Origin of the sequence: Microvirga alba (assembly GCF_015694465.1) — a bacterium.
GTDB lineage: Bacteria > Pseudomonadota > Alphaproteobacteria > Rhizobiales > Beijerinckiaceae > Microvirga > Microvirga alba.
Genome location: NZ_JADQDO010000006.1, coordinates 42,211 through 54,483, shown reverse-complemented (window position 1 = coordinate 54,483; position 12,273 = coordinate 42,211). Strand labels below are relative to the sequence as shown.

Here is a 12,273-nt window from a genome sequence, read left to right as displayed (position 1 = left end):
AAACTGCCTCCGACGCGCCAAGTTACCTTCGACGGAGACGCCATCTCCCATGAAGCAACCGCCGAAAAGCGGAGGAAATGAATGAGCGCAACGATTCCGGCGGCTGCCCCTGCAGGCGCTGCAGAGAACTCTCGAACGAGACCCTGGCTAAATTCCTACCCCGCGCAGGTTCCCAAAACGATTGACGAAGCCAGGATCGGGACGCTCGTCGATATGTTTCGTGACGGGGTCGCTGCCTATCCACAACGTGCAGCCGCCGAAAGCTTCGGCAAGAAGATGACCTACGCTGAACTGGGGCACGCCGCCGATGCGATCGCGTCGTGGCTGCAGGCGCAGGGGCTGAAGAAAGGCGACCGCGTCGCGATCATGATGCCGAATGTGATGGCCTATCCGGCGATCTTGTTTGGGGCCCTGATCGCGGGTGGCGAGGTCGTCAACGTCAACCCGCTTTATACCCACCGGGAATTGGCGCACCAGCTGCAGGATGCCGGTGTGCGGTTCATCTTCGTGCTCGAGAACTTCGCCTGGACGGTGGCCGACACGCTGTCGGAGTTCACGCTCGATCAGGTCGTGATCGTGAAGCCGGGCGATCTCCTGGGCCTGAAGGGCACCATCGTCAATCTCGTGTCCCGGTATGTGAAGAAGGCGGTCAAGCCGTTCAACATTCCAGGTGCGGTTTCCTTCAACGCGGTTCTGACGGAGGGGGCCAAACGACCGCCGCAGCCGACGGTCGTGACGCCGGACGACATCGCCTTCCTGCAATATACGGGCGGAACGACGGGAGTCGCCAAAGGCGCGGTCCTGCTTCATCGCAACGTGGCGGCGAACGTCCTCCAATGCGAAGCCTGGATGCGGCCGTTCTTCGGAGAACGCGAAGATCATGTGATGGTGACGGCGCTGCCACTCTATCACATTTTCGGACTGACCGTCTGCGCTCTGTTGATGACGAAAATCGGCGGCTGCCAGTTGCTGATTGCCAACCCACGCGACATCGCCGGCTTCGTGAAGACGCTCAAATCTCACCGTGTCACCCTGATGTCGGGCGTCAATACGCTCTACAACGCCTTGGCGAATGCGCCTGGCATCGAGGATGTGGACTTCTCGCAGTTGGTCTTCGCGGTGTCCGGCGGCATGGCGACCCAGGCGGCGGTCGCCAAGAAATGGAAAGAGGTTTCGGGCCAGCCCATCGTCGAGGGCTACGGCTTGTCGGAAACCTCCCCGGTGGTCTGCGCCAACAGGCTCGATATCGAGGAGTTTACCGGCACGATCGGCTTCCCACTGCCGTCCACGGACATCGCCATCCGAGGTAACGATGGCGCATCGCTGCCCTTTGGCGAGCGGGGGGAGCTATGCGTCAAGGGGCCGCAGGTGATGGCCGGCTACTGGCAGCGGCCTGATGAGACCGCGAAGGTCATGACGACGGACGGCTACTTCCGTACGGGTGACGTGGCGTTGATGAAGCCCAACGGCGAAGTGAAGATCGTCGATCGGATGAAGGACATGATTCTCGTCTCCGGCTTCAACGTATATCCGAACGAGGTCGAGGACGTGCTCGCCCACCATCCGGGGGTCATGGAAGCCGCCGTGATCGGCGTGCCGGACGAACAATCGGGCGAGGCTGTGGTCGCCTATGTGGTACGCCGTGACCCGAATCTGACCGCGGATGCCTTGCGCGCTTACTGTCGGGAAAACCTGACGGGATATAAGATTCCCCGCCGTATCGAGTTCCGCGAGACCTTGCCGAAGACCAATGTGGGCAAGGTGCTGCGCCGGGTACTCAAGGACGAGGTGCAGCAGCCGGGGTGACCCGGTTTGCGGCCGTCGAGTGAGATCCAAAAAAGAAAAAAGCCGGGCACAGGGCCCGGCTAAGTAGAGGTCTGACAGAAGTCAAAACCTTCCAGAGGGAACGGCCGACACGGCATCGCCGGGAGGAAGAAAGCGAAGCCGCGTTGAAATCAGCCAATGCTCATATCGGCTGCATCGCGCCTTTTTGCAATGCAACACGCCTCATAAAAGGGCTGCGCTGGACGCATAGCTCGCGTGGAAATGCACGGAAACCCTTTCGTGCCATCGAGCTTGGCGGGAATGAAGGGTCTGAAACCTTTTTTGGAGGCGGTGGAACAAGTACAGTCGCGCTTACGCCGCGCACGGCGTTCCTCGATCAGCGGTTCACAGCATGAGGCGTTAGAACGTCCAGCGCTGTGCCTTGGTGATGAGAAAATCGCGGAAAGCCTGGACGCGGGCGACCGAGCGCATCTCCTCAGCATACACGAGATAGCTGTCGAGTGAGGACATTTCCACGTCGCGCAGGATCTGCGTCAGGTTTGCATTGCCGGCGACGGCGTAATCCGGCAGCACGGAGATGCCCGCGCCGGTCTCGACGGCGATCTTCAGCGCCGTGATGTTGTTGACCACGTAATGGTACTGACGCGGCTCCCGCCCCTCGCGGCCGGCGGTCGCAAGCCAGTGCATGGCCAGCAGATAGGACGGCTGGTCGCCGCCGAAGGAGACGATGCGGTGTTCGTCCAGATCTTCCAGCGTCTTCGGCTCGCCGAACCGCTTCAGGTAATCGTTCGAGGCATAGACGTGGAAGTGCACCGTGAAGAGGCGCCGCTGGATCAAGTCCGGCTGGGCCGGGCGACGCAGTCGGATCGCCACGTCGGCTTCACGCATGGCAAGATCCAGCTCCTCATTGCTGAGAATCAGCTCGATGCGCACGTCGGGATAGAGATCCATGAATTCGGCGACGCGCTGGGCAAGCCAGATCGACCCGAGGCCCACGGTGGTCGTGACTTTAAGATCGCCGGAAGGACGCTCGCTGGTTTCCACCAGGCGGGCCTTGGTGGTCTCCAGCCGCATGCGCATGTCCCGCGCGGCGCGGAACAGGAGGTCGCCCTGCTCGGTCAGGATCAGGCCGCGCGCATGGCGATGGAAGAGGGGGGCCTTCAACTCACGCTCAAGCGCGCTGATCTGGCGGCTGACGGCCGATTGGCTCAAGCTCAGATCGTCACCGGCCCGCGTGAAGCTGCCCGCCTCCGCGACCGTATAGAAAATCCGGATCTTGTCCCAATCCACGGCGTTCCCCTAACACCCCGACCTCAACATGAGCGGGCTGTGCTATCTCTGATGAGCCTTCGGCCGGACGCAATAGGAATTCCAACCGAAGGCTAACCAGTTGTTTATAAAATCATTCGGCGGCCTCTTTGGTGACCTCCAAGGCGGCGAGATAACGCTCGGTCTCGAGTGCCGCCATACAGCCCATGCCCGCTGCCGTCACGGCCTGGCGATAAACGTCGTCAGCCACGTCTCCAGCGGCAAAGACCCCGGGAATGTTGGTCGCGGTCGAATCGGGCTTGGTCAAAAGGTATCCGCCGGGCTTCATGTCGAGCTGGCCGGCGAAAAGCTCTGTCGAGGGCTTGTGGCCGATGGCGATGAACACGCCGTCCGTCTTCAATTCCGAGGTCTGGCCGGACACAAGATTCTTCAGGCGCACATGGGTGACGGAATTCGGATTCTCGGTGCCGCAAATTTCCTCCACCGCAGAGTTCCATACCACCTCGACATTCGGGTGCTTGAACAGGCGCTCCTGCAGGATGCGCTCGGAGCGCAAGGAATCCCGCCGGTGGACCAGGGTGACCTTCGAGGCGAGGTTCGCGAGATAGAGCGCTTCTTCGACGGCGGTGTTGCCGCCGCCGACCACCACGACCTCCTTACCCCGGAAGAAGAAGCCGTCGCAGGTGGCGCAGGCCGAGACGCCGAAGCCCTGAAACAGGCCTTCGGACGGCAGGCCGAGCCACTTCGCCTGGGCCCCCGTCGCGACGATCAGCGCGTCGCAGGTATAGGTGTCGCCGGAATCACCCTCCAGGCGGAAGGGGCGCTGGTTCAGGTCGACCTTGACGATGTGGTCCGAATGCATCCGCGTACCCACATGCTCGGCCTGCAGGCGCATCTGCTCCATGAGCCAGGGGCCCTGGATCACGTCGGCGAAGCCTGGGTAGTTCTCCACATCGGTCGTGATCATCAGCTGGCCGCCGGGCTGGAAGCCCGAGATCAGCATGGGCTCGAGAAGGGCGCGTGCCGCATAGATTGCCGCTGTGTAGCCCGCCGGCCCCGAGCCGATGATGATGAGCTTGGCGTGGGTATGGGCCATTAAGAATTCTCCAATGAAAGCGCCGCCTCCGGCAAACCGAGAGCGCGACGATGGCGGGCCAGGCCTTGGGCAATGGCGCTCGCGATCTGAAAGGTTGAATTTAGAGGTGGATAGGCTTGCCCTTCAAGTCGGCCCTCGAAGGGATGCACAGCTCCCTCGGCCTTGAGGCCGTTCATGAAGGTGACGAGCTTCGGGTGCCCCCCGGTGGGCTCGAAGACCAGGATAGGCCGCCCCGTCGCCGCCGCTTCGCCGACCATGTTGAAGGAATCCGCCGTGACCACGATGAAATCCGCCAGCGCCAAAAGTGCCACATAGGGGTTCTCGCCCGACCCGTCCCAGAAGAAGCTCCCATGCTTGCGGGCCAGGCCCTTGAGAGCCTCCCGCAAGGCCGGAGGTGTCCGGCGCGAGGCCGTGATCATCAGGCCGCTTCCGGTCTCGGCCAACGCAGTCAGGTGCCTGATGAAGCGGGCGACGTCCTCGTCCGTGAAACGGTGGTGGCGGCTGTCGCCGCCCGCGACCACGGCCACGCGTGGATGCGGCAAGTGGACAAGGCGTGGATCGGGATGCGCGCGCGCGGCTGCGATGCGCGGTGCCGAGACCCGGTGCGGGGAGGTCAGCGTGTTAAGCACGTTCGGGCCACGCAACCGGTCGTAGGAGGGGGCCCAGATGAAATCCGCAGTCTTCGGTCCTGTGCGGGGGTCCTTCAGGAACACGGTGAAGGTGTGTCCTCCGGAGGCATGCTTGACGAACCGGAGATAGGGCACGGCGCGGCGGCCCGAAGCGATGAGAAGATCCGGGAAGGGCGGGGTGATGGGACTATTGTCCATTTCAGGCCGCTCGCGAGGGTCGATCGGCCCCGACGGCATGAGCCAGTTGAAGGGTGGTTTCGGATGGACGCGCCTGATCTCCGGCTTGAGCCCCAAAGCATCGGTCACGCTCAAAGCCGGCATCTCGTCGCCGGCCTTGCCGTCAGTCAGAACCCAGGATGTAAGGGCCGGATGCTCGGTCGGCCCTTCAGTTTCGCGCAACATTCGATCAATGAGCCTGTGGAGTTCATGAAGTTCGTTGCGACTTAATCGCCAGCCCTTCTTGTGCTGCCTCTCTACACGGTCTACTCAGCCGAGACGAGCCTTTCCCGGAGTTAACGTGCGCGGACGCCTCGATTCCATAGACTGGGCCATCCTGAAGGAACTGCAAGCAGACGGCAGCATCACCAATGTGGAGCTGGCCCGTCGAGTCGGCTTGTCGGCGCCCCCATGCCTGCGCCGTGTGCGTGCGCTGGAGAGCGCAGGCATCATCAAGGCCTATCGCGCCATGCTCGACCCCAAGGCATTAGGCTTCGAGATCGTGTGCTTCGCGATGGTGCAGCTCGATGTGCAGGGAAAGAAAGAGCTCACCGAGTTCGAGCGGCACATCAAGGACTGGTCCATGGTGCGCGAGTGCTGGACCCTGTCGGGCGATATCGACTTCATACTGAAATGCGTTGCCCCGAATCTCGCTGCCTTCCAGAATTTCGTCTCCGATCTCACCTCCCTGACCAATGTGCGCAACGTCCGCACCGCTCTGTCCCTTGACCTTATCAAGGACGAGCCGCTGGTGCCGATCGAGGATGCGTCGGACGCAAACTGATCGTGTCTTCTACAGACATGATCAGACTGCAGCCGCTTGATACCGCATGAACTTATCGGAAATCATGCTCTAACTGATCAGCTGACGTCTGAGCCACTGAACGTAGAACCGCGCCACCTCGACCGCGCGCCCTTGCTCATTGGGCGTGAGAATACTGGTGTTCACCGCCCTGACTGCGAGTTGTGGGTGACGGGCGAGGATCTCGCCCTTCGGACCCACCGCCAGGGCCTCGCCCTCAAGCGAATCCGTGCCGCCGCCGCCACCGTGCCAGCGCCGGTCTCCTCCTCCGCCCTCGGGAAAGGGAGTGAGAAAAATCCCCGTGATGCGTACGACGAGACGCGAGCCGCGCCGGTCGATCCGGTCGGCGAAAGCGCGATTGAGCTCATCGAGGGCCGCCGCGCCGACGAGATCCGCGAACGGGCCGAGGCCCTTTTCTTTCAGGGCGCTCACATCGACGACGAAAGACGAGAAATATTGTGGGAAGGCCTGGGCCGAGGCAGGCCCGGCGCCCGCGCTGAAGCCCGCCACGGCGAGGCCTGTCAGAAAGAAGCGGCGGGACAAGCGAGGGGACATGGCCTGATCTTTCAATCCGATGCCCCCTCGTTCGATATTGGTCAGCCGAAGCGGACGCCAACCACTTCGTAGGATTTTCCGCCGCCGGGGGTCGTGACCTCGACCGTATCGCCGATCGTCTTACCCATGAGGGCCCGCGCGATGGGGGAGGAGACAGACACGCGGCCGGAGCGCACATCCGCTTCCGGGTCACCGACGATCTGGTACGTCTTCTCTTCTTCCGTATCCCCATCCACGAGTTGCACGGTCGCGCCGAATTTGATTCGGTCGCCCGACAACTTCGAGATGTCGATGATTTCCGCACGGGAGATCAGGCTTTCCAGTTCCAGCACCCGGCCCTCGTTGAGGGATTGGGCTTCCTTTGCGGCATGGTATTCGGCGTTTTCCGACAGGTCGCCAAGCGCGCGCGCTTCCGCGATCGCCTGGATGATCCGGGGGCGCTCAACCTGTTGACGGTGCTTGAGTTCTTCTTCAAGCGCCGCGTAGCCCTTGATCGTCAGAGGGACCTTGTCCATCACTCGTCTCGTCCAAAAAGAGGTACGAGGCCGCCGTTCCCGACGCCCTCGCTTATCAACGAAAACTTCCTTGAAGCTTCGCAGTTCCAATGAAGGCCGTATGCCTCAGGCAAAATAATCCTGAAGCGCGCGGACCTCGAGATCGCCGCCGAGATAGGCTTTGATGCCTTCGGCTGCAGCGATCGCCCCTGCAAGAGTGGTGTAGTAGGGTATCTTATGCAAGAGGGCGGCTTGGCGAAGGCTGCGGGAATCTGACAGGGCCCCTGCGCCTTCGGTGGTGTTGAAGACCAGTTGAATGTCCCCGTTCTTGATGGCGTCGACCACGTGCGGGCGGCCTTCGAGCACCTTGTTGATCCGGGTAGCCTTGATCCCGTTTTCCTCAAGATACTTCTGGGTACCTCCGGTTGCAACGATCTGGAATCCGATCTCCTGCAGCATCCGCGCGGTCGGCAGCATGCGCTCCTTGTCCGAGTCGCGGACCGACACGAAGACGGTTCCGGTCTTCGGCACCTGATTGCCGGCGCCGAGCTGGCTCTTGGCGAAGGCGACGCCGAAGCTGCGGTCGAGGCCGATGACCTCGCCGGTCGAGCGCATTTCCGGGCCGAGCAACACGTCCACGCCGGGGAAGCGGGCGAATGGGAAGACCGCTTCCTTGACGCCGATATGGGGCAACTCCTTCGGGGTCAGGCTGAACTTGGCGAGGCTTTCGCCCGCCATGATCCGCGCCGCGATCTTGGCCACCGGCTCGCCGATGACCTTGGCCACGAAAGGCACCGTGCGCGAGGCGCGCGGGTTCACTTCCAGAACGTAGATGACGCCGTCCTTGATGGCGTATTGCACGTTCATCAGGCCGCCGACTTCGAGCGCCAGCGCCAGCGCCTTTGTCTGGCGCTCCAGTTCCGCGATGATCTCCGGCGACAGGGAGCGCGGCGGCAGCGAGCAGGCGGAATCGCCCGAATGGATGCCCGCCTCTTCGATGTGCTCCATGATGCCGGCGATGAACACGTCCTTGCCGTCGGAGAGGCAATCCACGTCCACCTCGATCGCGTCCGAGAGGTAGCGGTCGAACAGGAGCGGGTTCTTGCCGAGCACGGTGTTGATCTGGCCGGTCTTGTCGTTGGGATAGCGAGCCTTCACGTCCGAGGGGATCAGGCTCGGCAGGGTGCCGAGCAGGTAATCCTCGAACTGGGTCTCGTCGCGGATGATCGCCATGGCCCGGCCGCCGAGCACGTAAGACGGGCGCACCACGAAGGGCAGGCCGAGATCGGCGGCGATCAGGCGGCTCTGTTCCACGGAATAGGCGATGCCGTTCTTGGGCTGCTTGAGGTGCAGCTTGTCGAGCAGGCGCTTGAACCGGTCCCGGTCCTCCGCGAGGTCAATGGCGTCTGGTGAGGTGCCGAGAATCGGCACGCCGGCCTCTTCCAGGGCATGGGCAAGCTTCAGCGGTGTCTGGCCGCCGAACTGCACGATGACCCCGTGGAGCGTGCCTTTGGAGCGCTCGGTCTCGATGATTTCGAGAACGTCTTCTTGTGTCAGCGGCTCGAAATAGAGCCGGTCGGAGGTGTCATAGTCGGTCGAGACCGTCTCCGGGTTGCAGTTGACCATGATGGTCTCATACCCGGCATCTTTCAGCGCGAAGCAGGCATGGCAGCAGCAATAATCGAACTCGATGCCCTGGCCGATGCGGTTCGGGCCACCGCCGAGGATGATGACCTTCTTGGTGTCTGAGGGCCTGGCCTCATCAGCCGGTTGACCGGCGAAGGGGGCCGCGTAGGTCGAGTACATGTAGGCGGTGGGAGAGGCGAATTCCGCCGCGCAGGTGTCGATGCGTTTGAAAACCGGGCGGACGGCGAGCGAGCGGCGGAGCGTGCGCACTTCGGCTTCGGTCGTACCTGCGAGCACCGCAAGGCGGGCATCCGAGAAGCCCATGGCCTTGAGGTTGCGGAACGCGCCCGGCGTGTGGGGCAGGCCGTGGGCCTTTACCTTGGCTTCGAGATCGACGATGTGCTGCAGCTGCTCCAAGAACCAGCGGTCGATCTTGCAGCACTCATAGACCTCGTCATGGCTGATGCCGAGGCGAAGCGCCTGAGCGACCTTCAAGAGCCGATCCGGGGTCGGGGTGCCGAGCGCCGCCTTGATGGCGTTCTTATCGTCGCCCTTGCCGAGACCCTCGATCTCGATTTCGTCGAGGCCGGTGAGGCCTGTCTCCAGCGAACGCAGGGCCTTCTGGAGCGATTCCGGCAGGGTGCGGCCGATGGCCATGGCTTCGCCCACCGATTTCATGGCGGTGGTCAGCGTCGGCTCGGCGCCGGGGAACTTTTCGAAAGCGAAACGCGGGATCTTGGTGACCACGTAGTCGATGGTCGGCTCGAACGAAGCCGGAGTTGCGCCGCCGGTGATGTCGTTGGCGATCTCGTCCATCGTGTAGCCGACGGCGAGCTTAGCCGCGACCTTGGCGATGGGGAAACCCGTCGCTTTTGAGGCCAGCGCCGAGGAGCGCGACACACGCGGGTTCATCTCGATCACGATCATGCGGCCGTTTTCGGGGTTGACCGCGAACTGCACGTTCGAACCGCCGGTTTCGACGCCGATCTCGCGCAGCACCGCCAGCGAGGCGTCGCGCATGATCTGATATTCCTTGTCGGTGAGCGTGAGCGCAGGCGCCACGGTGATCGAATCGCCCGTATGCACACCCATCGGATCGATGTTCTCGATGGAGCAGACGATGATGCAGTTATCCGCTTTGTCGCGGACGACCTCCATCTCGTATTCCTTCCAGCCGAGGACGCTTTCCTCGATCAGCACCTCGTTCGTGGGCGAGGCATCGAGGCCGCGCTCGACGATGTCGAGGAACTCTTCGCGGTTATAGGCGATGCCGCCGCCGGTGCCGCCCATGGTGAAGGAGGGGCGGAGAATCGCCGGAAGCCCGACTTCCGAGAGCGCCAGCAGAGCCTCGCCCATGGCGTGCTCCTGATAGCGCTTGCGGCGCTCGTTCTCGGCCGCGTTCCACCTGAGTTCGTAAGCGGCGATCATGCGCTTCTTGTCGCCGGGATGAATGTCGAGCGCTTCCATTCGCGCGAGTTCGGCAAGATAGGCGTCGCGATCGGCTTTCTTGAGAGCCGAGGCGTTGGCGAGGCGGGATTTCGGAGTGTCGAGGCCGATCTTGGTCATCGCCTCGCGGAAGAGGTGGCGGTCCTCCGCCTTGTCGATGGCCTCCGCCGTCGCACCGATCATCTCGACCTTGTACTTCTCGAGCACACCCATCTTCTTGAGCGACAGGGCGCAGTTCAGCGCCGTCTGGCCGCCCATGGTGGGCAGAAGCGCGTCGGGGCGCTCCTTCTCGATGATCTTGGCAACAATTTCCGGGGTGATCGGCTCGACATAAGTTGCGTCCGCGAGATCGGGATCGGTCATGATCGTCGCGGGGTTCGAGTTCACCAGGATAATACGGTAACCCTCTTCCTTCAGCGCCTTGCAGGCCTGAGTTCCCGAATAATCGAATTCGCAGGCTTGTCCGATAATGATCGGACCTGCGCCGATGATGAGAATGGAGGAGATGTCTGTCCGTTTCGGCATGGGCCCACCTAGGCGTAGCCAGCCGCACGGCCGCATAATGCGGCGCTTCGAGCGCAGCTGGCTTGGTATCGGATTGAAGGTTGAGTGAGGCTCTTACACGGCCTTCCTCTTTAAAGGAAGTGCTAAGGAGACGCCGAGCATCCATGAAATGCGTGACCGCGCCGCCCGAAGGCGCTAACGAGAGGATGTGACGACATTTCCATCCTTGCCGCGCCTCGTCCGCCAGTTCCTCGCCTTTTTCGGCGTGGGTCTGGCTGCCGCCGTGGTGCATTACGGCCTTTTGATCGGCTTCGTCGAGGGCGCGGGAGTCGATCCCATTCCTGCGACGCTTGCCGGGTATGTCGCGGGTGGGGTGGTGTCCTACGCCCTCAACCGGCGGCACACCTATGACAGCGACCGCCCGCACCGGGAGGCGACGTGGCGCTTTGCGCTGGTCGCGTTCGTGGGCTTTCTGCTGACCTGGCTGTTCATGCACGTTTTCGTCGACGGGCTCGGCGCGCCCTACATCCCCGCCCAATTGGTGACGACGGGGATCGTGATGCTGTGGAGCTTTCTGGCCCATAAGGCCTGGACGTTCGCTTAGATCGCAGCACCATGATGGTCGGGCGGGGGCAGCCTTAGACCGGCCGTCCCACAAACGTCATCCGGGCCTGGTTGTGCCCGAGATTTCGCTCACGGCGGGCCGCCGCGAAACCGGCATCGCGCAGGATGTCGAGCATGTCTGCTTGGCTGTAATGTGACAGACCAATCTCTTCGCGGATTTTGCGGTAATCGGAAAAGGCGGTGCGTGCGAGGCCAAAGAGGGCGGATTTCAGGAAGCCGCCCTTCCAGGCGAAGGACAAAAGCGCCGTGGCGTCGGTCAGCGGGCTGACATCGGGCGGGATGACATCGGCGATCACGAGCCTGCCATCCGCCTTCAGCTTGCCGTGCCAGAGCTTCAGGATCCCGCGCAACTCGTCGAGGGAGAGATATTGCAGCAGCGAATTCACGACGATCAGATCGAAGGAGCCATCGGCCAGCGCCCCCAGATCTTCCGGCGCGAGAATCGTGATCTTGCCGTTCGTCCCGAACTTGTCCCGCAAGCGGTCCCGAACGAGGGGCGCCGCGTCGCATAGATAGAGCGCGCCGCATTTCGCCGCGACCCGATCCGCGAACAACGCCTCGCCGCAGCCGTAATCGAGCACGGTCGCGCCGGGCGATATGACGAGATCGATGATGTCGTTGGCGACAAGCCGATAATGCAGGAGCTTGTGCCGCTCGCCCGCATAGATCGGCGTGTCTTGGTTCCAGTAATCGCGCCAGTTCATGAAGAGAAGGTCGTCCGGTGGGGTTGAGGTGGGAGAGAACCTGCCCCAGAGCGGGACGCGATGAAAGCCCTTAATTCCTCATGCCGTGGGGATTGGCCGGGACGGGCCCGGCCATCGCGTCTCTTCGGCCTCACCCCTTCAGCGGCAGGTTGACCTCGGTGAGAAGCTCCGAGGGAGGGGTATCGCGCGGGGTGTTGAGGTAGTTCTCGAACGCAGGCTGGTCGCTCGCTTCCTCGCCGCTGCCGGGCAGCCAATCGCGGTAGAGCTGGCGATAAACCTCCTCAAGCCCGGTATGCGGTGAAAATGGTAGGGCGAGAAGCAGGCGATCTCCGCCAGCCGTTCAAGCGAGAGATCGTCGTCCAGATTGTCGGCGATATACGCCATCACCCGCTCGACGCGGCGGCCGTATTCGAGGCGTGTCTGTGGCTTGGTCTGCAGCATGGATCACTCCGAAGCCCGACATTACGGACTTCGATTTGATCATGGTTGCGAACTTTGCGCGAGCCGAGGCGGCTGAAGGAGC

General features: G+C 62.5%; 11 protein-coding genes. 3 read left to right on the top strand and 8 right to left on the bottom strand.

What is annotated here, in order from left to right; all coding sequences use genetic code 11:
• Positions 1–81: 81 nt before the first annotated feature.
• Positions 82–1,806: an AMP-binding protein gene (locus I2H38_RS13035; protein ID WP_196272293.1), complete on the top strand. Its 1,725-nt coding sequence runs from the start codon at positions 82–84 to the stop codon at positions 1,804–1,806.
• Positions 1,807–2,184: 378 nt separating this feature from the next.
• Here the strand turns inward: I2H38_RS13035 and I2H38_RS13030 are convergent, their stop codons facing one another.
• From I2H38_RS13030 to I2H38_RS13020, 3 genes are all read right to left on the bottom strand, one after another.
• Positions 2,185–3,075, bottom strand: a complete 891-nt coding sequence (locus I2H38_RS13030) for a LysR family transcriptional regulator (RefSeq protein ID WP_196272292.1) — start codon at positions 3,073–3,075, stop codon at positions 2,185–2,187.
• Positions 3,076–3,187: 112 nt separating this feature from the next.
• Positions 3,188–4,150 (bottom strand): thioredoxin-disulfide reductase, encoded by a 963-nt coding sequence (gene trxB, locus I2H38_RS13025; protein WP_196272291.1) that lies wholly within the window; start codon positions 4,148–4,150, stop codon positions 3,188–3,190.
• Positions 4,150–5,181: a mitochondrial fission ELM1 family protein gene (locus tag I2H38_RS13020; RefSeq protein ID WP_196272290.1), complete on the bottom strand. Its 1,032-nt coding sequence runs from the start codon at positions 5,179–5,181 to the stop codon at positions 4,150–4,152. Before I2H38_RS13020 ends, trxB begins: the two co-directional genes overlap by 1 nt.
• A gap of 115 nt (positions 5,182–5,296) precedes the next feature.
• Here I2H38_RS13020 and I2H38_RS13015 point away from each other — a divergent pair, with 115 nt between their 5' ends.
• Positions 5,297–5,779, top strand: coding sequence for an Lrp/AsnC family transcriptional regulator (locus I2H38_RS13015; protein WP_196272289.1), 483 nt, complete (start codon positions 5,297–5,299; stop codon positions 5,777–5,779).
• A gap of 69 nt (positions 5,780–5,848) precedes the next feature.
• On the opposite strand, the gene I2H38_RS13010 is transcribed toward I2H38_RS13015, so the two are convergent.
• The 3 genes from I2H38_RS13010 to carB all read right to left on the bottom strand — a co-directional run bounded on the left by I2H38_RS13010 (position 5,849) and on the right by carB (position 10,443).
• Positions 5,849–6,352, bottom strand: a complete 504-nt coding sequence (locus I2H38_RS13010) for a hypothetical protein (RefSeq protein ID WP_196272288.1) — start codon at positions 6,350–6,352, stop codon at positions 5,849–5,851.
• 41 nt (positions 6,353–6,393) lie between these two features.
• Positions 6,394–6,867, bottom strand: a complete 474-nt coding sequence (gene greA / locus I2H38_RS13005) for a transcription elongation factor GreA (protein ID WP_196272287.1) — start codon at positions 6,865–6,867, stop codon at positions 6,394–6,396.
• Positions 6,868–6,972: 105 nt separating this feature from the next.
• Positions 6,973–10,443 carry a carbamoyl-phosphate synthase large subunit gene (carB, locus tag I2H38_RS13000; protein ID WP_196272286.1) on the bottom strand — a complete coding sequence of 1,157 codons (3,471 nt, stop codon included), beginning with the start codon at positions 10,441–10,443 and terminating at the stop codon, positions 6,973–6,975.
• A gap of 187 nt (positions 10,444–10,630) precedes the next feature.
• On the opposite strand from carB, the gene I2H38_RS12995 reads away from it, so the two are divergent.
• Positions 10,631–11,026, top strand: coding sequence for a GtrA family protein (locus I2H38_RS12995; protein ID WP_324617397.1), 396 nt, complete (start codon positions 10,631–10,633; stop codon positions 11,024–11,026).
• 34 nt (positions 11,027–11,060) lie between these two features.
• Here the strand turns inward: I2H38_RS12995 and I2H38_RS12990 are convergent, their stop codons facing one another.
• Both I2H38_RS12990 and I2H38_RS21005 read right to left on the bottom strand, forming a co-directional pair.
• Positions 11,061–11,750: a class I SAM-dependent methyltransferase gene (locus I2H38_RS12990; protein WP_196272285.1), complete on the bottom strand. Its 690-nt coding sequence runs from the start codon at positions 11,748–11,750 to the stop codon at positions 11,061–11,063.
• 130 nt (positions 11,751–11,880) lie between these two features.
• Positions 11,881–12,000 carry a GyrI-like domain-containing protein gene (locus tag I2H38_RS21005; RefSeq protein WP_229426707.1) on the bottom strand — a complete coding sequence of 40 codons (120 nt, stop codon included), beginning with the start codon at positions 11,998–12,000 and terminating at the stop codon, positions 11,881–11,883.
• Between the last annotated feature and the right edge of the window lie 273 nt (positions 12,001–12,273).